Origin of the sequence: Streptomyces rhizosphaerihabitans (assembly GCF_025399795.1) — a bacterium.
In the GTDB taxonomy this organism is placed as follows: Bacteria; Actinomycetota; Actinomycetes; order Streptomycetales; family Streptomycetaceae; genus Streptomyces; species Streptomyces rhizosphaerihabitans.
Genome location: NZ_JAODTZ010000001.1, coordinates 278,782 through 304,288, shown reverse-complemented (window position 1 = coordinate 304,288; position 25,507 = coordinate 278,782). Strand labels below are relative to the sequence as shown.

Annotated in this window: 24 protein-coding genes and 1 tRNA gene; 18 read left to right on the top strand and 7 right to left on the bottom strand. The window is 66.8% G+C overall.

Translation table 11 applies throughout. The annotated features are described in order from the left end of the window. Positions 1-116: 116 nt before the first annotated feature. A complete protein-coding gene (locus tag N4G66_RS01435; RefSeq protein WP_261702028.1) occupies positions 117-1,253 on the bottom strand; it encodes an ABC transporter ATP-binding protein in 1,137 nt (378 codons plus the stop codon). Positions 1,254-1,491: 238 nt separating this feature from the next. Here N4G66_RS01435 and N4G66_RS01430 point away from each other — a divergent pair. After that, positions 1,492-1,565: transfer RNA gene (locus N4G66_RS01430), tRNA-Thr, on the top strand. A 154-nt stretch (positions 1,566-1,719) separates the two neighbouring features. Here N4G66_RS01430 and N4G66_RS01425 read toward each other — a convergent pair. After that, positions 1,720-3,306 (bottom strand): site-specific integrase, encoded by a 1,587-nt coding sequence (locus N4G66_RS01425; RefSeq protein WP_261702027.1) that lies wholly within the window; start codon positions 3,304-3,306, stop codon positions 1,720-1,722. A 177-nt stretch (positions 3,307-3,483) separates the two neighbouring features. Between N4G66_RS01425 and N4G66_RS01420 the strand changes: the two genes are divergently transcribed. Next, positions 3,484-3,744, top strand: a complete 261-nt coding sequence (locus N4G66_RS01420) for a helix-turn-helix domain-containing protein (protein ID WP_261702026.1) — start codon at positions 3,484-3,486, stop codon at positions 3,742-3,744. A 15-nt stretch (positions 3,745-3,759) separates the two neighbouring features. After that, complete coding sequence (locus N4G66_RS01415; protein WP_261702025.1) at positions 3,760-4,719, top strand: recombinase family protein; 960 nt, start codon at positions 3,760-3,762, stop codon at positions 4,717-4,719. A 19-nt stretch (positions 4,720-4,738) separates the two neighbouring features. Here N4G66_RS01415 and N4G66_RS01410 read toward each other — a convergent pair whose 3' ends face one another. Then, a complete protein-coding gene (locus N4G66_RS01410) occupies positions 4,739-5,707 on the bottom strand; it encodes a hypothetical protein (protein WP_261702024.1) in 969 nt (322 codons plus the stop codon). A gap of 841 nt (positions 5,708-6,548) precedes the next feature. Here N4G66_RS01410 and N4G66_RS01405 point away from each other — a divergent pair. Then, the gene (locus N4G66_RS01405; protein ID WP_261702023.1) at positions 6,549-7,727 is read left to right on the top strand and encodes a ParB/RepB/Spo0J family partition protein; all 1,179 of its coding nucleotides are present in this window, start codon (positions 6,549-6,551) and stop codon (positions 7,725-7,727) included. 245 nt (positions 7,728-7,972) lie between these two features. Here N4G66_RS01405 and N4G66_RS01400 read toward each other — a convergent pair whose 3' ends face one another. Next, the gene (locus N4G66_RS01400; RefSeq protein ID WP_261702022.1) at positions 7,973-8,122 is read right to left on the bottom strand and encodes a hypothetical protein; all 150 of its coding nucleotides are present in this window, start codon (positions 8,120-8,122) and stop codon (positions 7,973-7,975) included. A 302-nt stretch (positions 8,123-8,424) separates the two neighbouring features. Between N4G66_RS01400 and N4G66_RS01395 the strand changes: the two genes are divergently transcribed. The 10 genes from N4G66_RS01395 (at position 8,425) to N4G66_RS01350 (ending at position 15,387) form a co-directional block, all read left to right on the top strand. Then, complete coding sequence (locus tag N4G66_RS01395; RefSeq protein WP_261702021.1) at positions 8,425-8,772, top strand: hypothetical protein; 348 nt, start codon at positions 8,425-8,427, stop codon at positions 8,770-8,772. Between the two features lie 10 nt (positions 8,773-8,782). After that, positions 8,783-9,193, top strand: a complete 411-nt coding sequence (locus N4G66_RS01390) for a hypothetical protein (RefSeq protein ID WP_261702020.1) — start codon at positions 8,783-8,785, stop codon at positions 9,191-9,193. 41 nt (positions 9,194-9,234) lie between these two features. Next, entirely contained in the window at positions 9,235-9,531 is a 297-nt protein-coding gene (locus N4G66_RS01385; RefSeq protein ID WP_449343307.1) for a zinc finger domain-containing protein, read from the top strand. Further along, positions 9,528-9,956: a hypothetical protein gene (locus N4G66_RS01380; RefSeq protein WP_261702018.1), complete on the top strand. Its 429-nt coding sequence runs from the start codon at positions 9,528-9,530 to the stop codon at positions 9,954-9,956. The genes N4G66_RS01385 and N4G66_RS01380 overlap by 4 nt, the downstream gene beginning before the upstream one ends. A gap of 121 nt (positions 9,957-10,077) precedes the next feature. After that, the gene (locus tag N4G66_RS01375; protein WP_261702017.1) at positions 10,078-10,806 is read left to right on the top strand and encodes a ParB/RepB/Spo0J family partition protein; all 729 of its coding nucleotides are present in this window, start codon (positions 10,078-10,080) and stop codon (positions 10,804-10,806) included. Next, positions 10,803-12,281: a ParB N-terminal domain-containing protein gene (locus tag N4G66_RS01370; protein WP_261702016.1), complete on the top strand. Its 1,479-nt coding sequence runs from the start codon at positions 10,803-10,805 to the stop codon at positions 12,279-12,281. The genes N4G66_RS01375 and N4G66_RS01370 overlap by 4 nt, the downstream gene beginning before the upstream one ends. Before the next feature lie 32 nt (positions 12,282-12,313). Next, positions 12,314-12,832, top strand: coding sequence for a hypothetical protein (locus tag N4G66_RS01365; RefSeq protein ID WP_261702015.1), 519 nt, complete (start codon positions 12,314-12,316; stop codon positions 12,830-12,832). Between the two features lie 93 nt (positions 12,833-12,925). Next, a complete protein-coding gene (locus tag N4G66_RS01360) occupies positions 12,926-13,474 on the top strand; it encodes a hypothetical protein (protein ID WP_261702014.1) in 549 nt (182 codons plus the stop codon). Then, a complete protein-coding gene (locus N4G66_RS01355) occupies positions 13,458-15,011 on the top strand; it encodes a terminase large subunit domain-containing protein (RefSeq protein ID WP_261702013.1) in 1,554 nt (517 codons plus the stop codon). Before N4G66_RS01360 ends, N4G66_RS01355 begins: the two co-directional genes overlap by 17 nt. Before the next feature lie 58 nt (positions 15,012-15,069). Beyond that, positions 15,070-15,387 (top strand): hypothetical protein, encoded by a 318-nt coding sequence (locus N4G66_RS01350; protein WP_261702012.1) that lies wholly within the window; start codon positions 15,070-15,072, stop codon positions 15,385-15,387. Between the two features lie 14 nt (positions 15,388-15,401). Here N4G66_RS01350 and N4G66_RS01345 read toward each other — a convergent pair whose 3' ends face one another. After that, a complete protein-coding gene (locus tag N4G66_RS01345) occupies positions 15,402-16,427 on the bottom strand; it encodes a hypothetical protein (protein ID WP_261702011.1) in 1,026 nt (341 codons plus the stop codon). A gap of 152 nt (positions 16,428-16,579) precedes the next feature. Between N4G66_RS01345 and N4G66_RS01340 the strand changes: the two genes are divergently transcribed. Next, the gene (locus N4G66_RS01340; RefSeq protein ID WP_261702010.1) at positions 16,580-18,433 is read left to right on the top strand and encodes a hypothetical protein; all 1,854 of its coding nucleotides are present in this window, start codon (positions 16,580-16,582) and stop codon (positions 18,431-18,433) included. A gap of 119 nt (positions 18,434-18,552) precedes the next feature. Here the strand turns inward: N4G66_RS01340 and N4G66_RS01335 are convergent, their stop codons facing one another. Continuing rightward, entirely contained in the window at positions 18,553-19,563 is a 1,011-nt protein-coding gene (locus tag N4G66_RS01335; RefSeq protein ID WP_261702009.1) for an AraC family transcriptional regulator, read from the bottom strand. 676 nt (positions 19,564-20,239) lie between these two features. Between N4G66_RS01335 and N4G66_RS01330 the strand changes: the two genes are divergently transcribed. Together N4G66_RS01330 and N4G66_RS01325 are read left to right on the top strand one after the other, a co-directional pair. Then, positions 20,240-20,512 carry a DUF4234 domain-containing protein gene (locus N4G66_RS01330; protein WP_261702008.1) on the top strand — a complete coding sequence of 91 codons (273 nt, stop codon included), beginning with the start codon at positions 20,240-20,242 and terminating at the stop codon, positions 20,510-20,512. Positions 20,513-20,780: 268 nt separating this feature from the next. Next, positions 20,781-21,482: a hypothetical protein gene (locus tag N4G66_RS01325; protein WP_261702007.1), complete on the top strand. Its 702-nt coding sequence runs from the start codon at positions 20,781-20,783 to the stop codon at positions 21,480-21,482. 322 nt (positions 21,483-21,804) lie between these two features. Here the strand turns inward: N4G66_RS01325 and N4G66_RS01320 are convergent, their stop codons facing one another. Further along, positions 21,805-22,377 carry a hypothetical protein gene (locus N4G66_RS01320; RefSeq protein ID WP_261702006.1) on the bottom strand — a complete coding sequence of 191 codons (573 nt, stop codon included), beginning with the start codon at positions 22,375-22,377 and terminating at the stop codon, positions 21,805-21,807. Positions 22,378-23,085: 708 nt separating this feature from the next. Between N4G66_RS01320 and N4G66_RS01315 the strand changes: the two genes are divergently transcribed. Continuing rightward, positions 23,086-25,419, top strand: coding sequence for a SpoIIE family protein phosphatase (locus tag N4G66_RS01315; protein ID WP_261702005.1), 2,334 nt, complete (start codon positions 23,086-23,088; stop codon positions 25,417-25,419). The last annotated feature ends 88 nt before the right edge of the window (positions 25,420-25,507 follow it).

Here is a 25,507-nt window from a genome sequence, read left to right as displayed (position 1 = left end):
CCGGGGTATTTGTCGACAGCGAAGAGGGCCCCGCAGCCTGCTGCGGGGCCCTCTTCGTCGACTTCGGTGAATTCAACCCTTACGGGGTGTGCGCTTTCGCCGGGCTGACGCGGACGTCAGTCGGACAGACGCTCGCCCGTCGAGGTGGAGAACACGTGGATCTCGCCCGGACGCGGCACGACGTGGAGCGTGGCGCCCTTGTCCGGGACCGAGCGGCCGCTGACGCGGACGACGAGGTCCGTGGACTTGTCGTCGACCTTGGCGGAGCCGTAGACGTAGCCGTCGGCGCCGAGCTCCTCGACGACGTTCACCGAGACGGCCAGGCCGGCCGGGGCGTCCTCGGTGTCCTTCGACAGCGACTTGGCGGCCTCGCCGTTGTGCTCGACGACGTCGAAGTGCTCGGGGCGCACACCGACGGTGACCGTGCGGTCGCCCTTGTCGGCGGCGGCCTTCAGGGCCTCGCGGTTGACCGGGACGACGCTGTTGCCGAACTTCACGCCGCCGTCGGTGATCGGGACCTCGACCAGGTTCATGGCCGGGGAGCCGATGAAGCCGGCGACGAAGAGGTTGGCCGGGCGGTCGTACATGTTGCGCGGCGAGTCGACCTGCTGGAGCAGACCGTCCTTCAGCACGGCCACACGGTCGCCCATGGTCATGGCCTCGACCTGGTCGTGGGTGACGTACACCGTGGTGATGCCGAGGCGGCGCTGGAGCGAGGCGATCTGCGTACGGGTGGAGACGCGGAGCTTGGCGTCGAGGTTCGACAGCGGCTCGTCCATGAGGAAGACCTGGGGCTCACGCACGATGGCGCGGCCCATGGCGACACGCTGGCGCTGACCGCCGGAGAGGGCCTTCGGCTTGCGGCCGAGGTACTCGGTGAGGTCGAGAATCTTCGCCGCGTCCTCGACCTTCTGGCGGATGTCGGCCTTGTTGACGCCGGCGATCTTGAGCGCGAAGCCCATGTTGTCGGCGACGGTCATGTGCGGGTACAGCGCGTAGTTCTGGAACACCATCGCGATGTCCCGGTCCTTGGGCGGCAGGTGTGTGACGTCGCGGTCACCGATGCGGATGGTGCCGGCGTTCACGTCCTCGAGCCCCGCGAGCATGCGGAGCGAGGTGGACTTGCCGCAGCCGGAGGGACCGACGAGGACGAGGAACTCGCCGTCCTCGATGTCGATCTCCAGGGCATCGACGGCGGGCTTCTCGGAACCTGGGTAGATCCGGGTCGCCTTGTCGAACGAGACAGTGGCCATGGTGATGGGCCCCCTTCACCGGCAGGAACGTGCCGGACGATCCGTTGTAAAGGTGGTGATCCACTATGGAAACGCCCATAGTGGTGTAGTCCACATGAGTGAACCGGGTCAGGACGCTACCTGGCGTTCATGTGTTCTGTCAGTACCCGGGCACCGGTGAAGTTCGCGGAAACTCTCGACAGGGCCCCGCTGTGACGTGGGTACACTGCACGTGCACGCACGCCCCGCGCGCGGTCGGGCCTCCTTAGCTCAGATGGCCAGAGCAACGCACTTGTAATGCGTAGGTCGTCGGTTCGAATCCGACAGGGGGCTCAAGAAAACCCCAGGTCAGTCAGGCTCTGACCTGGGGTTTTTGCTTTTCCTTGGCTCACCTGTGGTCCAAACCACTGCTCCGTGAGGCGTGTACGAGGGCTGAATGGGGCCCAGATGGGGCCCGCCCGGGGTCGAGGTGGGGCCCGACGGTCTGTCAGGCCACGCGCCTGCGCTGCCTCCTCGCCCGCAGCGCCTTCTTCACGGCCTGTTTCTCCACCTGCTCGGGCAGCGCCGTCTGGTAGGCGTCGGCGGTCGTCTCCGCCGGGGCGTGTCCGAGCGTCGCCTTCGCCTCCTCCTCCGCCTTCCGGTAGGCGGTGATGAGGTCTAGGGACGCCGAGGCAGTCGCGGCGTGCATCTCGGGCAGCACTGTCTGGTAGGTGTCGGTCGTCATCCGCATGGATGAGTGCCCGAGCATCGCCTGCACGGCCTTCGGGGCGACGCCGGCCGCGAGTGCCAGGCTCGCGGCCTCGTGGCGGCCGTCGTGGAGGCGTATCGGCGGCAGTCCGGACAGTTCCACGAGCCGGTCCCAGCGGTCGGTGAAGAACTGCGGGTGGTACGCGACGCCGTCCTCCTTGGTGAAGACTCGGTTCCCGAACTTGGCGGGCGCGCCGGCCTCGGCCCACTTCCGGCGCTCGGCGGTCTGCTTCTTACGCCACGCCTGCAGCAGCATCGCCGAGTCCCGGTTGAGCTTGATGTCGCGGACGCTGTCGGCCTTCGGGTCGTCCTCGTGGACTTCGTATGAGATCGACACCAGTTGCTCGCTGATGTGGATGACCTCTTCGGCCAGGTCCACCTCGTGCCAGGCGAGCGCGGCCAGTTCGCCACGGCGCAGGCCGTGGAAGAGGACCAGGTGCCAGGCGGGGAAGTGGCGGTCGTCGACGATGAAGTCCAGGAACTGGGCGGTCTGCTGCAGCGTCCACACCATGACCGGGGACGGCTTGTCCCCGGTGCGCTGCCAGCGGGCGACGCGCGGGGCGGTCCAGGCGAGCGCGCGAGGCTTGGTCACCTTGGGGAGGGTCAGGAGCGCCGCGTAGTTCTTGGCGATCAGTTCCTCCTTCACCGCGTCGCTGAGCGCCGAGGACAGGGTGGCCTTGATGCTGACCATGGTCGCCGGGCCGGTGGTCCGCTGCAGGTCCTTGCGGCCGGCCAGGTAGTCGGCGCGGGTCGTCGTCCACAACTCCCGCAGGCGGGCCCGCTCCGCCTTCTCTGCTTTCGTGCCGGTGGGGGCCGCACGCCAGGCTCCGGACCTTGCCTCGGCGCGGGCTTTGAGTTCGTCGACCTTGACTCGGTGCTCCAGCCGGCGCTCGTTGTCGGAGACGATCCAGTCGAACAGGCCCTGGGCGTGACGGGCGCGAAGGTCGCGCATCTTCAGCGTCCCGAGGTGCGGCACCAGGTACAGCTCGATGTCTCGTTTGTACTCGTGGGCGGTGGTCCGCTTCAGCTCGGTCTTCTTCTTCTTGAGCCAGCGGGCCAGGAACTCGGCGACCGTCTCGTCCGATAGGACGTTCACCCCGGCCTTGGAGGCCCGCCATACTTCGGTGGCGGTGGCCGCGGCCTCGGCCTGGGTGGCGAAGCCGCCCTCGCGGGCTCGCTTGCGTTTGCCGTCTCCGCCGCGCTCCAGTTCGATCTGGTAGTACCACGAGCCGTGGACGCGCTCCTTGAGCCGGGTGCAGGCGCGCTCCAGATAGCCGATCTTCTGCTGGCCGTTGTCGTCCAGGACCGGTTTGCCGTCCTCGCCCACTAACGGCCCCTTACAGGCGCACCTTTTGAACGTCTTGTCTTCGAACATTTCCCCACCCCCGGGTTATCACTGTGGGCGCACATTCTTCCCTAGCGTTGCTTGGATGCGCTCCCTGATACTGAGGCCTCGCGTGTATGGTGTGGCACATGTTGGCGCGGGGGAGATCGCGACAACGAGATGACGACGAGCACTCCGGTCACCGATCAGCGCGGAATGAGCCTGGATGAGGTTCTGGCACTGCCCGCGACGGTCAACGTGGTGACCGCAGCACGCGCACTGGGCATCGGACACAACAAGGCGTACGACCTGATCAAGGCTGGTCAGTTCCCTGTGCGGACGCTGACGATGGGGAGCACGATCCGTATACCGACGGCTGCCCTGTGGGAGGCGCTCGGGATCGCTTCTCTGCGTCAGGGACCTGGGCGGGCGGCTGGATGAGTGGGGAACGGTGGCATGCCGCGTTTTTACGGCTTCGACAACCAGGCTCTGACGCGGGTTCGCGCGGAGGAGCGGCAAGTTGTACGTGAGGCCGTCGGCCGTATCCGGGCCGGACAGTCACAGGCTGAGGTTGCGGCCTGGATGACGGCCGAGGGCCATCGGGGCACCATGGGTGGCGAGTGGACTTCCATGACGCTCGGCCGCCTGCTGGACAATCCGGCGATCGCCGGACTGGAGCGGGACCCCGAGACCAATGAGCTACGCGAGACGGGCCGGGAGGCGCTGATTACACCGGATGAGTTCCGGTGGCTGCAGCAGCGTCCCGGCCGGCCGGGCAGCGTGCGAAGTGATCAGGATCGTGCACCTGACTATGAGTACCTGCTGGCGGGCGGGCTGGTTGAGTGCGAACTGTGCGGGCAGCGCATGGCGGGCGCCCGTACCGGCGCTGGGACGCCGTCCTACCGCTGCCAGACCAACTTCGAGGGTCGCGGCGGCTGCGGCAAGGTCCGCATCAACGCGTCGCTGCTCGAAGATTTTGTGGCCGAGCATGTTCTGGGTGAGCTGCTCCGCCCGGGCGCCATCGTCGCGCTGGAGGCGGCCCGCGCGAGTATGAGCGTTGACGCCGACCAGGTGTGCACGCGGATCGCCGAACTGGAGAAGTCGCGGACTGAGCTTGCTGAGCCTTATGCCAAGGGCGAGTTGGCGCGAAGCACGTTTGTTGCCACAGACCGGGCCATCGGGCAGAGCTTGAAGGAGAACCGGGCGCGGCTGCGGTTCCTGGAGCAGGTGGTGGAGGTGCCACTGGGCGGCGTCGAGGACCTGGCGCGCTGGTGGAAACACGCACCGCACCGCTCGAAACGGGCCTTGGTGGTGCTGCTGGTGGGCAAGATCCAGGTTCGAGCCGCGCGGGCGCGCGGGGTGCGCGATGTGGCCCACCGGGTCACGCTGACCTGGCGCACCCCTGGCGCTGCATAGCCAGAGTGCGCCCGGTGCGTCAGTCCTGCAGGTTGTGGTCGGGCGAAGTCGCCCACCAGTAGATGACCTCGTTGAGGGTTCGCGCGCCGAGCTTCTTACGGAGCTGTCCCAGTTGCTCGTTGATCCAGGCGGGGCCGATCCCGAGGTTCTTCGCGGCTTGCGACTGTGTGCGTCCCAGACACAGCTCTCGCAGGATCGCCCGCTGGGTGGCTGAGGTGGCAGAGTCTTTGTCATCACCGTGGCTGGAGCCGAACCACGAGTCGGCACGCTCCCAGAACAGGTCGAATATCGCGACGGCATACGCGACCACCAGGGGGTCGGAAATCATGACCGCATCGTGAGGGGGCGTCTCGGGGACGGTGTGTACGGGTATGAAGGCCACGCGGCGGTCAAAGATGATGGCGCGAGGGAAGCGGCCGTTGAAGGTGCGGATCTCCCCGCCGGCGGTGGTCATGGCATTCGCCCACTCTCCGACCGTGGCGACGCGGCGCACCGAGCTGTGGTACAGCGTCCGCATGGACAGTCCCTGCTGCAGAGCACCGCGGTCACGTTCGTAGGAGAACGCCAGGTCCTTGGGAGTGCGGTTGCCGGGCTGCGCGGAGATGATCTCGGTGCGGGCGTTGGTGTGCTCGCGGGAGATGTGCTCATTGACTAACTGGCGGCCGCGCAGGCGCTGGACCGACTCGTGCGGCGGCCTCGTCGACATGTATTGGTCGTGCACGGTTGTCAGGAATTCCGGCAGCGCACCCGTGAAGGCGCTCAGCTGCTCCACGAGGGAGTTGAGTTGCCGAATCATCTCCCCGGTCGGATATCGGGGGTCAATGGCGGTGTAGGTGTTGTTGCCGTGGGGGCTGGCGACAACGAGTCCAGTGGTTAGAAGTTCAGCGAGTCCGGGGGTCTCGGCTGGGACGCAATTTCCCTCCAGTATCTGCTGGTAGACGTGGGTGGTCTGATCGGACAGATCCGGCAGGTCGGGTACTTGTGGCACCTAACATCCCCTGAATTGTGGGTCTCGTGAAAGTACGGTAACGCTTCGGGTTGATCTTCACCCGGTTCCATTACAAGGTGTTGGGTAACGGGGCATGCAAGTTATCGGTAGGGGCTGGTTGTTGCCGCCACTCCGCGCCTGTCTGTCGCCATCATGCGTAGATATCAGGGGAACTTGTGTTTATTAATCGTGCTGTCCGGATTGCTTCGGCTGTCGTGCTCGCCGCTTTGGCCGCCTTCGTCGGGATAGGCCCACGGCATATGACATCAGGCAGAGTCGAGGCCGGGGACACCACTTGGGTGGTTCCCGCCGACGACGCCGGCGGTGCGAGCAGTGGGGTCGAGCGAGTCGACGACACCACCTGGTAGTCCGCCGGGGGTGCCCGGAGGTAGGCCGGGCGCCCGGGGCTACCTGTGGATGGCCGAACGTGACCGTGCTCGACGGCGGGGCGCCCGCCAGGGGGAGGGATAGGCCGGTGGCGATTGATCCGGCGCGCATTCGAAGTCGCATGTTGGAGGCCGAGTTGTCCAGGCGCCCTGTTCTAGGTGCCGAGGAGGCGGAGGCGGCCTTGCGTGCGCTGGCCGTGGTGGTCGATGAGGATCTACGAGACGTCGTGAATGAGGGGGGTTCGCAGCCGGATGGCGCCGCGGCGACGCTAGGGCGGGCTTGCTGAACGACCTCACATGTACATAGGGGCGGGCATCTCTCGGTGCCCGCCCCTATGTATGCCCTGACCTGCGAAAATTGCCCCAGAAAATCTGGCCTTAGACCGGCATTGCGTCTAGAATAAGAGGACGGGGGGAGGGAACAGCCCCCCGACCACGGCCTCTTGGAGCGAGCCATGACGATCGCGACCCTCCCCATTGACCAGATCCACCGCAACGAGCGACAGCCGCGCGAGTTCTTCGAACCGGGCGCCCTGCAGGAACTCGCCGACTCCATCAAGCGGTTCGGTCTCATGCAGCCCATCGAGGTTCGCCCCATGCAGCCCGCCGAGGCCTCAGCGGACGGTGAAGTCCACGCCTACGAGATCGTCGCGGGCGAGCGCCGTTGGCGCGCCCACCAGCTCGCCGAGCTGACCGAGATCAAGTGCATCGTCACCAAAGACGACCTGAGCGTCCTGGAGCGTTTCAAGCGGGCGGTCGCCGAGAACGTCAACCGTGCCGACATGACGCCGATGGAGGAGGCCAAGGCGTTTCGCCGGATCCTCGATGAGCAGGACGGCGCCGAACCCAAGGACGTCGCCAAGGAGTTCGGCAAGTCCCCGCAGTATGTGATGCTCCGCCTGGCGCTGCTGAACTTGACCGAGGAGGTGCAGCAGCACGTCAACTCCGGCGTGATCGGCACCCAGGCCGCCGTGCAGATCGCGGCGCTGACGCCCGGCAACCAGGCCGCGGTCATGAAGAAGTGGGCCAAGGGCGCCTTCGCCGGCGACAACGAGCTGGTGCACTTCGCGTACGCGCTCAAGCAGCAGCAGGGCCAGGTCGTCGCCATGATCGTGGAGGAGATGACCACCGAGGAGCGCGAGGAGCGGCAGCGCGACCGCACCAAGACCCGCTCGAGCATTGACCGGATCGAGCAGGTGCTGGGCCTGCTGGACGAGTTGGCCAAGGCGGACCCGATGAAGCTGGCCCTGGCCCTGGAGGGCGAGGTGGGCAAGCGCCTGGACCAGATGGACCGTGTTGCTGACGCGGTCGCCAAGGCGCGGTTCAACATGCGGCAGGCCAAGGCGCATGCTGAGGCCCGTGAGATCGCCCGCCTGAACCCCGCCGCCGAACACGAAAGCCTCGTCGCCCAGGCCAGGCCGCAGGCCCCGGCCGAGCCCGCCATCGAGCCCGCCATCGAGCCCGCCATCGAGCCCGCCATCGAGCCCGTCACCGAGACCCCGGCCGAGGCCGTCACCGAGCCCGTCGTGCCGCAGGCCCCCGCCGAGCCCGAGGCCGAGCTCGTCGCGCCCAAGCCGAAGGCCCCGGCCAGGCGCAAGGTCCCGGCCAAGCGCGCCGCCACCGCTGCTGTCTGACGTGAACCGGCCCGCCCCGCCCCGGGGCGGGCCGGGCCTTGTCCCAACCACCGAAGGGAAACCCTGTGAGCGACACCCACGGCCGCCCCCACTGGCAGCGCATGGCGCCCCAAGACTTCGGCGTCCTCCCCAAGACCAACCAGGACGCGCTGTTCCTCGTTGAGGAACCCGACGTCTGCGGCACAGACACGTTGGACGGCTACGGTTTCGGCGCCGTCCTGTGGGCGGAACAATCCGCCACCCCCTCAGCCGGCGCGGACGTCCTTGCCGAGTACCCGCGGCGCGTAGTTGAACCCGGCGGAACCGTCCATGCGGCCCGGTATGCCGAGGATCGAAACCACTTCACCACGAAGTGCGCCGAGTACCCGGCTCCAGTAGCTGACCAGCTGGAGCATGGCGGCGACCGCAAAGTCACCTGCCGAAACTGTCTCTCATAGATGTGCCACAACACTCCATCGTGGTACGTTCTGCTCGCTGAACGGGAACGGCTGCAGCCGCGGAACCGGCCTGTCAGCACTGCCGTGGCATGCGGCATCCCCCAACGGTGTCTGGCGGGTGGCAACCCCCCCGCGCCCTACCCGTCAGGCACTGGCGCCGCCCACGCGGCGCCACACGGGGACGCCGCCCCACGCGCCCGCGAATGGACCCGCCCGCGCCACCAGGCAGGGCGGGTCCCCGCGTACCCAGGAGAAGCCTCGTGACCGCGACCTACCGCTCCGACCATGCCGCCGACCCAGAACTGTTCGAACAGCTCATGAGGGAACGCTATGGGCCGCTGGGAAAGGTCATGGCCGAACGCAATCAACCCGGCCCCCCTGACCCTGCCCGGAGACCCCAGGTGGCGCCCGCATACCAGTCCAGCCCCGACCCCGACGCGGCCGAGCACTACGCCAAGCTCAAAGACGCCGTCGCCGAGGGCAACAGCCGGTCTCCCGCCGACCTGCCCGCACCAGAGCGCACCCCGCCAGTCCCCGGCTGGATCTGGTGCAATTCCTGCTCAGGCTGGTGCACACCGCAGGGCATCTGCGGCTGCAACGACCGTTAGGCGAGGGGCATTGCGCTACTTCCACGGTGGTGTCCCCGGGCTCAACCCCGGGGACCTCATCACCCCCAGCCCCCCGCACGTCATCGACGGCTGCAAGGTCTGCGAGGCCCGCGCCCAGGGTCTGACCGCCATGGTCGGCGGCAAAGCCGTCGATCCGGCGACCGGACGCCCTGACCGGGTCTACATCACCAGCGACCGCGACTATGCGCGCTTCTACGCCTCCCGCTACTGGTACGGCGACCTCTACACCGTTGAACCGGTCGGTGAGTTGGAGACATCCACAGAGGACAGCTTCCCCACCTGGTGCGTGCCCGAGGCCCGCGTCGTGTCCGTCTACACGCGGGCCGTGCAGCTCACGCGCGGCCAACGCCGCTCACTGCTGCGACGCTGGACCGAAGCAGACAAAGCGCGCGACCGGTGAGCCGGGCCCGCCCCAACGGGGACCGGCCCGTCGTGGAGCAGATGCGGTACCTCATCGGCCACACCGAACGTCGGCCCCTCAGCCCGGCCGAGGCAGCACGGCTCCGCGCCGGCGTAGAGCACCTGATCTCCAGCCAGGCCGGGCAGGCCGCCCAGATCACCCGGCTCACCCGCCTGCTCGCAGCCGGTTCCCGCCCCGCCCTCGACGTGTACTGCCCCACCTGCCAGGCCCCCGCCCACGCCCCGTGTGTCAATCGCTTCGGGCAGCCCACCTCCGCCCCGCACAGCTTGCGCCTCGCCTCCGCAGCTCTTCCCGCAGACGACAGGAACACCCCATGAGCGACTCCCCCCTCGATGAACGGCGAGCCGACATGGATGCCAGGGGCAGGCCCGTCCAGCCCCGCGAGGTCCTCGGCTTGGCAGAGTCGATGATGCGGCGCCTGGCCGAGGAGCACGAAGCGGCCCTCGGCAGCGTTCTGCGGGAGCGTAACCACCTGGCCGCGTGGCTCGCAGCCTTCCACCCCAGCGTGCTGGCGGCCGCGCCCGACGCCGGCGTCGGCTGGCGTCGGCTGTTCCTGCGCGCCGGGGGCTGGCAGTTCACCTGGCCCATCCCGCCCGCAGACCTCTCTCTGTTCGATCACGTCAGACGGGTTCCCGTCGGTGACGCTCGTGCCCGCTTCGACGGGCACACCACCGACCAGAAGTACCTGCGCATCCGCACCCACACGGCAGTGCTGGGCCTGTCCGACGACACCAGCACCTGATGCGGCCAACGCCGGCCACCGACGCCGAGAACAGGCGCAGTTGGAGCTGCCGAGCGCGTGATCCTCTAATGTGGGCGGGCGTAGGGCGCGGGGGCACGCTCCTACACGAAGGGCTCCTGCTGTGAGTGCTGCGCCCGCCCGCATCCCCGAGTCGCTACTGCCTCTGGCGGTGCCGATCGGCGACCTGACCGGCTACTACCGCAACCCGCGTACCGGCGACGTCGACGCCATCGCTGAATCGCTGCGCGTCAACGGCCAGTACAAGGCCATCGTCGTCAACCGCGGCACCCACACCGGCCGCCCGAACGAGATCCTGGCCGGTAACCACACCTGGGCCGCTGCCAAGCAGCTCGGCTGGGAACAGATCGCCGCGACGTGGGTCGACGTCTCAGACGAGGACGCGGCCCGCATCGTCGTCGTCGACAACCGCACCTCCGACCTTGCCGGGTACGACAGCGAGCTGCTGGCCGACATCCTGGAGGACCTGCCAGACCTGGACGGCACCGGCTATGACCAGACCGCCCTGGACAAGCTCCTCGACAGCCGGGCCCTGCCCGACACGATCGACCTGCCCTCCGACGGGCAAGGCACCGGGGCCATGGCCAAGCTGGAGTACCTGCAGTGGGGATACCTGCAGTGGTCCACCACCCGCGTGCAGATCACCGCAGCCGAGGTGGAGACCCTGAATGCCATCTACGAGCGGTACCTCTCCGAGTCCCGCACGGACCTCGGCTTCGGCTGGCACCTGCTGCAGGAGGCCCACGCCGAGACCGCCGAGGTGCCCGGCAGTAGCGAGGACACCCCCGGCGCCGGCCAGGCCGAGCTCGCCGACGAGGAGGAGGGCGAATGAGAAGCGAGCCCGGTATCAGCACCCCCAACAGCAGCGGCCCCACCACCACCTTCTACGAGGCGTACCCGCTGAAAGACCTGCGCCCCGCCGAGTACAACCCGCGGCATCTGTCAGAGGAGGCTTTCGAGCGGCTGCAGGCGTCCATCGCCCGTCACGGCGTCGTCAAGCCGGTCATTCTCAACGCCAACGGAACCTTGGTCGCAGGCCACCAGAGAACCAAGGCCATGACCGCGCTGGGGATGACGCACACTCCGGCAGTGATGCTCGGCCAGGTCGTGCGCCTGACCGACGAGATCCAGTTCAACCTCCTGCACAACCGCGTCGAGACCGAGGCGAGCGTCGTGTACGCACAGCCCGGCCCCATCGGCCAGTGGTCGTGGATCCCGTGGCGGAGCATTGATGTGGCCGTCTCCCGCAACAAGCCGTTCCAGCAGGCCATTTCCCACATGACCGGCGGCCACGGCGCGTGGGGCAGCGTCGTCATCGACGACCAGGGCCAGATCGCGCTGAACGCCGAGTACGCGGTGGTCGCCGCCGCGAACCACTTCGACGTCCTCGCCTGGACCTGCCCGTCCCTGGACGCGGCACAGCTGGTCGCTGACCTCACAGGCGAGTACGGCGTGTACGACTGGTCCGGTCTGGAGGAGCAGGCGCCCGTCTACAACCAGCACATCGTGCAGCCCAAGCGGCTGCGCCAGTACACCTCGCTGCGCAAGAAGGGGAAGCTGGCCTACAAGTCGGAGGTGTGGGAGAAGCTGGCTCTGCCCCGGTTGCGCGAGCGCCCCGAGACGCGAGTGGTGGACTTCGGCGCCGGGCACGGCGACTACGCCAAGAAGCTGCGCCCCGAGGGCTACAACATCGACGACTACGAGCCGTACCGCACGACCCCCGGCAAGTACGCCGTGGACGTCAAAGGCGTCGTCTCGATGATCCGCACGATCGAGAAGCGGCTGGCCGAGCACGGCCTGTACGAGATGGTGGTCCTCGACTCCGTCATCAACGCCACCACGTCGCTGGACTACCAGCACTGGGTGCTGACGGCCGTCAACGCGCTGTGCGCCGGGGACGGCACGGTGTGCATCGGCACTCGCAACCTGCTGGTGGAGCAGGCGTTCGAGGCCAAACAGCACAGCACCAGCGCCAACGACTCCACTCGACTGTCGTTCCTGGACTCCGAGAACGTCGACATGCGGTTCATGCAGGGCAAGTGGATGCGGATCCGCTACCACACCCCCGAGTCACTGACCGAGCTGCTGGGGGCGTACTTCGGACAGGTGACGGTCGCCGGCCGCTCCAACGCCACGCTCAGGGCCGTGTGCAAATCCCCCCTGCCGCTTTCCGACCTCGATTACGAGAAAGCCCTCGACGAGGAATTCAATATGCCTTACCCCAACGACTTCCGGCATGGGCGCCATAAGCGACTCGTGGAAATTTTGATAAAATTGGTTAAAGAAAGGAATGTTGCCGGGCCTTAATCTGGGCCCTAATTAGAAGGGGAAATGCGCGCATGTCACAGCCGCCCGCAAAGGTCGGTATCGGCGCCGCCGAACCGTACCTGATCATGTGGCTGGCCGGGGTTCGCAACGTGAACCTCGACCGCCACTGTCTGGAAACGTTCGGCTGGTCTGACCGTCACCCCCTCAATCCGAGGGCGCCCCGCCAAGACGTCACCCTGTCGGCGGAAAACCCGCCGCTGGCCTGGTACCTGTGTGCCTTGCCTCACCCCTGGGACTGGTCGCACAACGCTCATCTGGCCTTCGAGTACGCCGAAGGCCACCGGTGGGAAGGCCCCGCCATGGTGAGGGGCCTGCAGGTGACCCTCGAAAACGCTCGTCCCATCACCGGATGGGGCGAGCACTCGATACCCGCCACCGCCACCCGCCGGACCCAATGGAAGTACCGCACCTGCCGCAACTGGCAGTTCGCGTGGTGGCTGCGAACCAACCGGAACGCACCCGACACACCGCCCCCCAACTGGCAACCGCCCACCGATCCTGACGCTCCCGAGCAACTCACCTTCCTGTAGGACAGGCGGCCCGGCGGCCAGGGCAGGTCGCCGGGCCGTGGTGCGATCATGTTCTCGGCGTGGGGGCGCGCAGCAGCGAGAGGAATCCTGCCGGTGGGACGCCCCGACAAGGCCGCGCGCGCCGCCATCGCACGGCGGCGAGCCGACGCCATCGACCTGCACCTGGCCGGCGTGGACTGGCTCACCGTAGGCCGCAAACTCGCCGCCGACCCCGCCGTCAACTCCGACCGCATCGCCTACCCGCAGGGCTACGGCATCGAGCGGTACACCAAGGGCCAGGACCCCCCAGACGACAAGCAGCTCATCCATGCCGCGTGCAAGGACGTGCGCCTGGCCCTGCACGAGCGCAGCACCGACCTGGAGGCGAAGGTCGAGGAGCTGCGAGCGGTCGACAACCTGCGCTTGGACCGCCTGTTCTTCGTCGCTTACCGGCAGGCCGTCAAGGACGGCAACCTCAATGCCATCGACCGCGCGCTGCGCATCCTCGAACGTCGCGCCCGCCTCAACCGCCTCGACAAGGAAGCCCCCTCCAAGGTCCTCACCCCGGAGACGGCAGACGGCGAGCTGACCACCGTCGCGCTCGACGAACTCGAAGCCCTCATCGGTATCAGCGAGGAGGCCGCCCATGGCTCCGACGAGTAGCAGAGAACGCGAAGCCCAGCTGCTGGCCGTCTACCGCACCAAGCCGCCCGCAGTACGCCGCGCCATGGCCACGAAGGCATCCCCCGAACTGCGCACCCAACTGGCCCGCATCGAACGCCACATAGCCATGGACGCCTCCCCGGGCGCGATGGCTGCGGTCCTCACCGAACGCCGCGAGATGCAGGCCCGCCACCTCCATCTGATCGACCAGGCGTGGATCGACATGGCCGAGGGCCGTGCCGACCGCGTGATGATCACGATGCCGCCCCGTCACGGCAAGTCCCGCCGGGCCTCCCGCTGGGCACCCCTGTGGTACCTGCGCCAGCACCCCGACCGGCGCATCATGATCGCCTCCTACTCCGGTGACCTCGCCGAGGAACACTCCCGCTGGATTCGCGACGCCATCGAAACGTGGGGCGACGAACTCGGCATCCACCTCAACCCTTCCAGCCGCGCGGCGATGCGCTTCGACATCGCTGGCCACCAGGGCGGCCTCGTCGCAGCGGGCATCGGCGGCAGCCTCACCGGCAAGGGCGCCACCATCGCCCTCGTCGACGACCCCGTGCAGGACATGGCCTCCGCCGACTCGCCCAGCATGCGCCGCAAGACGTGGGAGTGGTGGCAGTCAGTCCTGCAGACCCGTCTCGAACCCGACGGGGCGATCTGCGTCATCCAGACCCGGTGGAACGAAGACGACCTCGCCGGGCGCATCCTCGCCGACGCGCAGGCCAACGAGTGGAAGATCATCGACCTGCCCGCCCTCGCCGACAGCGACACCGACCCACTCGGCCGCAGGCCCGGCGAGCCGCTGTGGCCCGAACGCTTCGACGCCGAACACCACGCCACCACCCGCCGCCGCGTGGGCGAACGCGTGTGGGCCGCGCTCTACCAGCAAAAGCCCCGCCCGCCGGAGGGCGGCGTGTGGCAGCGGGCCTGGATCACCAACCACCGCCTCACCACTGTCGAGTTCGGCGGGCTGGACATGGCCCGCGTCATCGTCGCCGTCGACCCCGCCGGCGGCGAGTCGGCCATCGGCGACGAGACGGGCATCATCGGCGCCGCCCGCGGCTACGACGGCCACCTGTACGTGCTCGAAGATCGCTCCGGCAGCATGGGCGCCAACGACTGGGGCCGCGCAGCCTGCCATCTCGCCCTCGCCCTCAAGGCCGACGCGATCGTCGTCGAGTCCAACTACGGCGGAGACATGGCCAGACAAGTTCTCTCTCAGGCGTGGGAGCAGCTACGCCGAGAAGGCACCACCAGCGGCGCTCTCATGCCCCGCGTCCTCGAAGTCACGGCCAAGGTCGGCAAACGCCTGCGCGCCGAACCCATCGCCCAGCTGTACGAGCAGGGCCTCATCCACCACGTCGGCGCCCACGTCGCCCTGGAGGACCAGATGGTCACCTGGGTCGTCGGCATGGACTCCCCCGACCGGATGGACGCCGCCGTGCACGGACTGACCGAACTCGCCGACCCCGACCAGCTCGCTGCCGTCGCCGGGCACATCCACGACGACCGCCTCGGCGGACGCCGATAACCCCCCGGAAACGGCCCCATAAAGGCCAACGGCCCTAGAAGGCACGGCTGTTACCCTCTTGGCCCATGTCGACCAGGGGAAAGTCGCCACCGCAACACTCGTATGCGGGGCCGTCGTTGCCAGCGCAATCCTGCTGTGGCCTGCCTCGAACAAGGCACCTGCAGAACCCACCTCGGAGCAGATCAAGGCCTCCGCGCAGGCCCGGCTGGACTCCTCGCTGAAGGCGGGGCGCGACGAGCGGGCGAACATCCTAGCTGTGGGCAAGACGCCAGACGAGGTGCAGTGCCAGGCCGCGTGGGAAAACCTCCTCGACGTGGAACAGCACGAGCTACGGCGAACGATGTGGATGATCGGCTGCGTCAACGCCTCTCACTAGGCTGCGGCCGCACTTCACGAGATGTGCGACAGGCCCTCTGGCGCCTCGCCGGGGCCGCTGTTTGCGCAGCTGCCTGTGCCGAGCGTGTTGGCGATGCTGTATGCGGTCTTCATAGTGGCGTTGAGGTCATCGATTGCCTTGTTCGTTGTGGCGATCGCCGTGGTGATGTAAGCCTCAGCTGTTGTGATGGCGGCGCTGGCTCCGGGAAGCGTGGGTAGCCCGTCAGCAGTGAGGGCCGCTTGGGCGTCCTTCAGGTCGGTGATGTTGGAGCGGAGGTCCTTGATGCTCTGCTGCTCTTGGTCAACGTCGTAGCTGGCTGTGCTCGTGACGTCGTAGCCGACAACGGCTTCCGCGTCGTAGCCGACTACGGCCTCCACGTTGTAGCAGTCGTCCCCGTTGCCGCCCTTGGCGTCTTTACGCAACTGGGCCAGGTCTTTGAGGGCCGTTGTGAGGTCGCCACGGACCGACTTGGCATTGGTGAAGGCCCGGTTGGAGCTCTGCAGGCCGGCGAGCGCCTTCTTGGCGGTGCTCTGGTCCGCTGCTCGCGCGGTGGCCTGGGCGCTGGCCTGTGCCGCCTGCTGATCCAGTTGCTGTGCGCTCCGCTCGACCAGGGAGTCTTCCACCCATCCGTCTTGCAGCAGTTCACTGCACACGCTCTGTCCGAATATCTGGGCGTTGCTATCCCGGACCACCACCACGAGGCCGTTTTTCTGCGTGGCGCACACCACGGGCAGTGCTCCCTTGACGGAGACCGTCTGCGTCGTCCAGAAGTCGCCGCCCTGAGACAGCGATGCCGCGAGGCTGCGGCACTCACCGGCTGGATTGGAACTCCCACCGCCACTGATCTCGGCGCGGGCAGCGTGCCCGTACAGATAGATCGTGCAAGAGGCCAGGTCCGTAGCCGCGGTACCGGGCGCGTGTGACGTCGGCGAAGAGAGCGGACCGGCGCCCGGCGCGGCAGCAGGTGCGGGTGCCGATCCGCAGGCCGAGAGGAGCGTGGCACAGCTGGCCACGGCCACGGCGACGACGCCTGTTCTCATCGAGCGATCTCCTCGCGAGGTCCCTGTGAAGAAAGTGTGTTGGGGCTGTACTCTCCCACCGTTTCCGGGCGCTGCGGTACCAGCAACCGCAATGGCGCACGCGTATTCTGGGTGGCGCGGGCGCGGGGCCTTGCACGCCTGGAGGGGCAGCCGTGAGGCACCCGCGCGAACTGTTGATCGACGCCTGGTCGTGGCTCAACTACAAGCAGGTCATGTCCGATCCGAACCGGACGGGGAACCACGCGTTTCCCGAGCTGAACAACTCGTGGGTGCCCGCTGCGGACCTGCGCCGGCTGGCCGCCTACAAGTTCCTTGCCGCCTACGACTCCAACCAGGCTGGCCAGCTCGCCGCCGTCACCGGCGATCACCACGGCGTGGAGCGCCGCGAGTTGGGCGACCCGTCCAAGCTGATCGACACCACCCTCGGCTACCTGCTGGGCGCGAAGCAGACCATCGTGGTGCCCGGCGCGGAACACGCCGAGCAGGGCGAGCCGACTCCGCAAGACCGGGCTGCCGCCGACCTGCAGGAGAAGCTGCGTACCTGGGCAGACAAGGAGCTGCTGCCGCTGCGTATCCAGCAGGCAGAGCGGGGCACAGTGCGCTGCGGCGACGGCGTGTACACGCTGGCGTGGGAACCGGCCAAGCAGCGGGCGCTGCTGCGGACCTACGACCCTGGGTTCTACTTCCCGGAGTGGTCCGAGGGAGAGCAGGACGCCCAGGAGTACCCGCAGCGGGTGCACTTCGCGTGGGAGTTGGCCGCCGACCCGGTGCGCGGCCTGAAAGCGCGGGTGCGGCGCATCACCTATGAGCTCGGCCCGATCGGTCCCGCCACCGCGCCCGGACGCACCGACGACGGGCGAGCGGTGCGTGAGCAGGTGGCCAGCGCCGACGGCGACCCGGTGCTAACCGTCGGAGACACCCTCGACCCGCTCACCGGCACCGTGACCCGCATCTACCCGTGGGCGCCGGGCAAGCCGTCGTCGACGACGTGCTACCTCACCGACGCCGAATGGCTGCTGGAGGACTTGGGCGGCGCCCACGACGTGTTCTCTCTGCCCTCGGACAAGGCCGCGTACCGGGTGCGCTCCGACGGCCAGGTCCTTAACCGGCTCGACCTGATGCACGACTTCATTCCGGTGGTGCACCTCCCGAACACGATCCCCGACGTCGGCGAGCACTGGGGCAAGTCGACGCTGGCGACGGTGCTACAGCTGCTGGACGAGCTGGCCGCGACTGACACCGACAGCGCCTCCGCCTCCGCCACCACTGGTACCCCGATCGTCGCGCTCGCCGGGGCGCGGTTGCCTATCGACCGTTCCACCGGGCAGCCTCTGCCGGTGCGGGTGGAGGCAGGGACTGTGTGGCAGCTGTCCGACTCCGGACGCATGGATACCCTCGACACCTCGGCGCAGCTCGCCGAACTGCGTCAGCGCATCGACCACCTGCTGGACCGGCTCGCCTCGAACACCCGCCTGACCACGGCCGGGCTCGGCACCCTCGACGTGGCCAAGGTGCCGTCGGGGTACGCGCTGCAGCTGGCATTGGGCCCGCTCGACTCCCTCGTCAGCGCGATGCGCCTGGCCCGCAACCACAAGTACCAACTGCTGCTGCGCATGGTGCAGCGCCTGCACCAGGCCGGCCAGGTGTGGCCCGCCGGTGAGTCGCTGCCCGCACGCCTGGTGTGGGGTGCGCACACCCCCACCGACCGCACCACCGTCCTCAACGACGTCACCGCAGGCTACGAGGGGGGAGTGTTCTCCCTGGAGACTGGCGTGCGGATGCTGCAGGAAGCGGGGTACCCGATCGAGGACGTCGCCGAGGAGATCGAACGCATCCAGCAGCGGGCCTTCGACCAGGCCGCCCGCCTCGCTGATGCGACCGGCGACAACGGGGCTGTACGCAAATATTTGGGCCTGCCTGAGGCCGATTCGATACCCACAGTGCCGCTCGTTGCGCCAGCAGAACCCGCGCAGAGTGTGCCGCTGTTCACCCCGCCCGCGACGTGACCACCCACGTCAGCCTCGCGTACGTTGCGAGGGTGACGCTGGCCGCCGTGGAGGCCGCTGTGCGTCGGCGACATCCTTATAGTCGGGCCGGGCGAGATACACGACACCAGCAACGAGGGTCACGAGGCCGAGGGGCCTTGGCCCACACCGCGCCACTGGCTTGGGCTGATCCCGAACTGGTCTCGAAACCAGCGTGAGAAGGCGCCTGGTGAGGTAAAGCCCAGGAGCTGCGCAACTTCCGTGAGGGGACGTCGGTCGTTTGCCACGAATCGCTGGGCCAAGTCGTGGCGGGTGGCATTGCGAAGTGATGAGAACGTCTCACCGGATTGGGCAAGCCGCCGTTGCACCGTGCGGCGATCGATGCCCATGCTGCGTGCTACCTCGTTCGCCGTGCACCGGCCAGTGGGCAGCAGGACTTCGATAATCTTGCGTACCCGCTCCGTGTCTGAGGGGTCAGACGTGTGAGCCAGAGACTCGACGTACTGCTGGGCATATCTGCGGAGGATCGGGTCAGCTTCCGTGTTGGTTGCCTCAAGCGTTCTGGCGGCCAGCACGATGCCGTTGAAGCCCGTCCTGAAGGCCAAGTCTGTTCCCAGCACACGGTGGTGAGTTTCCAGATTCGCGGGAGCTGCATGGGTGAAGCAGACCTGGCGTCGCAGCCGGTGGCCGAGGAATTCGGACAGGACCTGGTGATACGCACCGACCACGAGCTCCACAGCTTGGCGGATCCGCCGGGCTCCGGGGAGTTCCAGGGCGATGTGGAGTGTCGCGATGGTGTCGGCCTCGTGCAAGCTGGCACGTAGGGCCTCGTTATACATCCGCTCGTACCTGATCAGAACTTGGAGCACGCCGCGGATGTTGGGCTCTTCGCGGACGAGGAGACTAACCGGGCCCAGGTTCGATAGTCGGCGCAGCTCGGCGAGCCGCAGGCCGAAATCCTCGCGTCCGCAGGCGTCTGCGGACAGTTCGAGGACGTGTGCCACTGCCAAGGCCGGAATCCAACGATCCTGGTCGGCGAGGACATGCGCGTTCAATCCCGCGTGACGCAGCAGCGCATGGGGATCTAGCCCCAGGGTGTGGCACAGCTCCGGGAATCCGGTCAGTGCGGCGCTGCGGATGAGAGGTTCCATGGGACACGCTCCGAAGTGCTGTTCCCGCCAGCTAAGCCCCCGGACACCCGAGGCCAGACGCGCACCGCCAGATAGATGCCGGGATCACTCGACAGGCTCAGCCGATAGCAGAGGTTCAGGTCCGGCATCCACGCTTGACCTCAGGGGACACTGGCCCACCACTTCGGGACAGATGAAACTTCCTTAGGAGAGCTAGACCACTCCTGACCTGCGAAGATGCTTCGAAGGCTTCGACGTCTTCACGAAATCACCAATGAACGTTCATGTAATTTCCCTTTGCGATCACCGCTCGGGGGAGTGCATGACAACCGACCGCGCGCCTCGCGCCAACTGGCCAGCGCCGCGTCACCGCACGTCCCGAAGGGCTTACCCCTCTCAGTAAAGGCACCTTGTTACGACATCGCCGTCCTGGCGCCTGAGCGAAACGAAGAGACCAGCCTGCTCCCGTTTCCGGTCGCCGAACATGCCGGCGGACCGGCTATTGACGTACCTGAAAACACTATTCCGCATAAGACTGAAGGGGTATTGAAGATTTCCGGCTCGGAAAGTACGGAAGGCTTCTCGAACTTTCCGTACTCATCAACGGGTGGCTTGCGTAACATTTTAAAGAGTTACGTGCAGACATTCATGCCGGATAGCTTCTCCCTGCGTCAACTGGGCAAGAAAAGGAAATGCAATGAGCAACGAAGACGTGAATGGTCGCCGGAATCTCGCGAATGCCATAGGTGGTGAGGTGGCTGCTGGGTACCGGATCGAGTCTCAGACGGACTCTCAGGCCGTATTGGTCAAAGGTAGCGGCACTAACCACGTTCTCCACCTGATCCTGTCGCTTATTACATGCGGCTTCTGGGCTATTGTCTGGGCTGTCATGTACTTCGTAGCAAAGCCCAAGCGGCTGATTCTCACTCTTGACGAGTTCGGAAACGTGCTCCGACAGGATGTGAACTAGGACTGCAGCTATGAAGGTGCGGCGGGCAGGCTTCTTTCAGTCGGGAGTCTGCCTGCTTGTCATCTCATTTAGCGTTAGATACTGATGCCCGCGCGACGGTCTTACGACTCACTCCGTTTGTGAGCCTGCAATAATCCGACACCTGCGGGTATGCAGACATTGCTAATGAACGGTGCCTCAGGAGTGCCGATCGATGGGCTTATTGGCCGCGTCACCAGAAAGATGCGACTCCCCTATGCGGTGCCGCCTCTTTGATTATTATTGGGCAGTGCAAATGAAATCAGGGGTGGGCATGTCTAGGGTTGCGCGCATAGTGGCGACAGCAGGAGTCCTGGTGACGGTGGGCTGTGGCGGCACAGTCGACTCCACAGGAGCAGAAACCGTCCCCTCGACGAGCGCCAACGCGCATACCACGGAGGACGCGCGCACTACGAAGGAACTGAGCGCGCCCCCCAGCGCCGCAGCAGGCACCCTCCGACTGGCGGCGTCCCTCAAATTCATGAAGCCTTACGCTTTTGAGCACGACTCAAAGATTGACTCCACGTACGCGCTCGAAAGCGGCAGCATGACGGTGCTCAGTTACGAGAGCGACGTCACCTCGGACGATGGCGCCCCAGAAGCCGTGCACGACTACCTCAAGGGTCGCTACTCGTGGTCGGCGCTCAAGGTCAAGATCTGCTACGACGGTGGAACAGTGGATGCTGGTGAAGAGGACTCCACCAGCATTTCAGTATGGCCTTGGGTACTGGAACTCTCTGACGAGACTCTTGTCAGCCCGCTCGAAGACGACCTACCTGGCTTCCCGCACCCTCTTTACCCAACGGATGATGAGGATCTCCCAGCGGGGGCGTGCCGCACCGGAAACATCATTTTCGCTGTGCCGCACGGCAAGGAGGTCAGTCGGGCGCTGTACATTCGTCAAGGAATGCTCCCTGTGGCGTGGACATCCACTGACACAGTCAGAAAGTAGCCAATTCAACGCCTGGACCCGTCGTCGAGAGGCCGGCGGAGCTTCAATGGCTCAGCCAAGCCAGTGGGCCGCGGTTGACAAGCTGCGAAGTCCGGGACCCTCTCGATGTGAACTATGGGCGGGACGGTTGCTGAGATCTGCTGGGCTGATCGGTCAGTCACTGTGAGTCCGTGACGGGCGACTGGGATCGTGCCGGTTGCTGTACTTCACTGCTGTACAGCCGCAGTTTTCGGGGCCGCAGATCATGGGGTGCGCCGACGTGACGGGCTCGCTCGGCAACCGAGCACATCCTAATCAGCCCTGAAGATCGTTGCGGGATGGCTTAGCGGTTCGTGCTGTTGGGCTCTCCGAGGGCGGCGCGTACCCAGTCATGGGTGCTTCCGGGATCGAGTGCGGCGAGGAGATCTGTGAGCGAGCCGTCCCAGCTTCGTCTTGCACGGTCCGCGGTGGCCGCGACGACCATTTGCCGCGTGTCTCGGTCCTTGCAACGGACCAGCGTGATTGCCGCGTCTTGGCCCGCCTCGGCGAGGATCTCGTGTGCTTGGTGTGCATCAGCCCGCAGGTGTCCTTGACGCACGTGCGCGGCGTGGGCCTCGTCCTTGGCCCCTTTGAACATCGACCGGAGTCCCATGAGTCCGACGGTCCATGCGAGTGAGACAGACATCAGGGTGTAGGTAAGGTCGTTGGCTGTCATCACGCGGGACTGTGTCAGCTTCAGCGACCCGTCGGTGTTGCCTCTGATGACGACAGCAGTCGTTCCGCCCTTTCGGGCCTTCCTGCGGAAATCCCGGCCGAGCGATGCCAGCATGCGTTCGGCGTCACGGTGTCCATCGAAGCTGGCGATGACCACCGCTTCCTGCCCGGATTCCGCGACCGGGTCGGGGTCGGAGGTCATGTGCGTATCCTCCGCGGATGAGTGACCGAATCAAGACCTGACTACCGGGCATGTCCATGCCTGCTTAGGGGCGGGCGCCTACCGCTCCATATCAACACGTATCGGTCGGTGGTGCAGCGGTAGGGTGCACCAATATTAACGAACGGTTTTTCGCATTTCGACCGTGATTCGAGCGCAGGTGCAGGTGAAAAGCAGCCTTGGACGTGCGCCCGTCGGTTCGTCGCGTCAGTCGCGGACCCGGTGGAGGCGTTCAGAGATCGCCGCCTTGTAAGGGCGGTCGTGATCGGGAGCGTGGACAAGCAGGTCACTTCCGCTGTGACGCCAGCCCAGCTCATCGGCGCATCTCGACTGCGGCGAGCCGCGGCTGACCGCACAATGCGGCACGACTGCGGCATGCGCTGGCACCCCCTGGGGGAGTTCCTGAAGCCTCGTCCAGTTTTTGTCTGCCTAGCCTGCCGCGTCACCAGAGGGCGTCCCCGCGGCTGGCGGTAGCTCTGCACTGATTTCCATCGCTTGCCCGAAGGTCTTGCAGAACTCGGTGAAGCCGCATTCAGCGCGTGGGACTGGCGCGAACTGCGATTCTGCTCGGACCCAGTCAACGTGCAGCGCCCTTCAACGGGGGGCACTCTGGAAGGGACCCGACCGAACGGGGACGCCCGGCCGCAGAGCCGATCTGCCCGCGACGCAGGCGACGCATGGAAGGTGGCCATGGCACGGGATGGCGCACTGCTCGTCATCGACGCAGCGGGGTTCATCGTCGGGTGGAGCCAGGAGGCCAGGTCCGTGTTCGAGCGTGACACGGGCCTTGCCGTAGGCGTTCCCGTCGTGGAGCTGTTGTCCGCGGCATGGGCTCGGGTCGATGCCGGGTCGGACGACCGTTCGAACACGCCGGCGGCGGTCCCCGGGCTCGTGGTGAGGCCCGTGGCGTTGCGCGATGGCCGCTCGGGCTGGGGCGTCTACCTGCTCCCCCCGGAGGACGAGGGCGAGACCTCGCGGGATCAGGCACTGCTTAAGGCGCTGTTCACCCAGTCGCCCATCGGGATACAGGTACTGGATCCCGATCTGCGCATTCTGCGGGTGAACACAACGGCTGCCACTGGGATGAGCACATTCGAGCCCGCAGACCTGCTCGGCCGCCACCTTTTCGACGTGATCCAGCCGTCCGACCTCGAAGAGGTTGTGGCGATGATGCACGACGTGCTCGCCACCGGCCGACCCGCGCTGGACAGGCTCGTACGCGGTCGCCCGCCCAACGACCCGGCTCACGAGCATGTGTACTCCGCGTCCGTGTTCCGGCTGCAGGACGCCGACGGCCGGGTGCTGGGCGTATCCACGGCGGCGGTGGACGTCACCGTCCGCGAGCGGGCCCTCGCCCGGGCCCGCGTCCTCAACGAGGTGCGGGAACGGATGGGGCAAACGCTCGAACTGGACACCACCTGCGGCGAACTCGTCGACGTCCTCGTGCCCGCCTTCGCCGACGCCGCAGAGGTAGACCTGTTCGATCCCGTACTCCGAGGGGAAGACCCGCCGTCGGCGCCCGTCGAACCCGACATACCCCTGCGGCGGATGTCCTTCGCCTCGACGGACCGTCAAGGGGACTCACTGGGCATCGGCACGGGCCCGTTCAGATTTCCTGCAGCGTGGCTCCAGGCCCTGACCGACGCACAACCCCACCTGATCACGTACCAGTCGGACGAAACCACCGACCACCGACCACCGGAATCTCGCGCTCCACGCCCGTCGGGCCCGCACTCTGCCATCGTCACCCCGATGACGCTGAGGAACGGCGTACTGGGAATACTGAGCCTCTACCGTTGTCCTGACCGCGACCCGTTCGTGGACGAGGACCTCGACCTCGCGCTGGACGTCGCCGCGCGAACCTCGCTGCACATCGACAACGCGCGCCGCTACGCCCGAGAACACACCATCGCTCTCACGCTCCAGCGCCGCCTCCTGGCCCAGCTCCCGGTGCCGCAGGCAGCCGTGGAGAGCGCACATTTCCACCACTCCGCCGATGCCGGCGGCGGCTGGTTCGACGTCTTTCCGCTGTCCGGCGCGCGCATCGCCCTCACCGTCGGCCGTGTCTCCGGCACCGGCATCCACGCCGCCATGGCGATGGGTCAGCTGCGCACCGCCATCCACACGCTGGCATCACTCGACCTGGAACCTGACGAACTGCTGGCCCGCCTCAACGGGACCGTGACCCGACTTGCCGCCGAACGCGTCGGCCTGCCGACCAGCGACCCGCTGCGGAGCCAGGCATTGACCGCCGACTGCCTCTACGGGATCTACGATCCTCTGACCCTGAGCTGCACGATCGCCCTCGCCGGTGGTCCGCAACCGGTACTCGCCTACCCCGACGGGACCGTGGAGACGGCCGACGTTCCCCTCGCTCCCCCACTGGGTGGCGGCGAAGGCACGTTCGCCAGTACCCGTCTGGGCCTCCCCGAGGGGGGCATCATCGCTCTCTACACCAACACGCTTCTTCCGACGAGCGAGGTAGGAAAGAAGGCTGCCCGGGACCGTCTGCGGCAGACCCTCTCCCCAAGCACACGCCCCCTCATCGACCTGCGCGACGAGGTCGTGCGCACCGTCCCAGCCTCCTCCCTCGGCGCCGACGCGGTGCTGCTCCTCGTGCGGACCCAGACACTCCGACCCAGCCTCGTGGCTACTTGGGACCTGCCGGTAGATCCCTCGGCCGTCGCAACCGCCCGAGCCCGCACGCGGCGTCAGCTGACCGAATGGAACCTCGACGAACTCTTGCTCACCACGGAGCTCATCGTCAGTGAACTGGCCACCAACGCCGTCCGCTACGGCACCCCGCCCATCATCCTCCGCCTGATCAACGGCGGCCGTACGCTCACTTTCGAGGTCAGCGACTCCAGCCCCGTCTCACCACACCTTCGCCATGCCCAGACCAGCGACGAGGGTGGCCGCGGCCTTTTCATCTGCGCCGAGCTCGCACAGAACTGGGGCGTCCGCTTCAGCGACAGCGGCAAAACCATCTGGACCGAACAAGAATGCCCCACCGGGCATAGCTGATCATTTCAGAATGAGGATCGCAGTCGTTTCAAGCAGATGATGTGCAGGCGAGTTGGAGGAGGGCAGACGTGAGGTCGGCCACCACCCA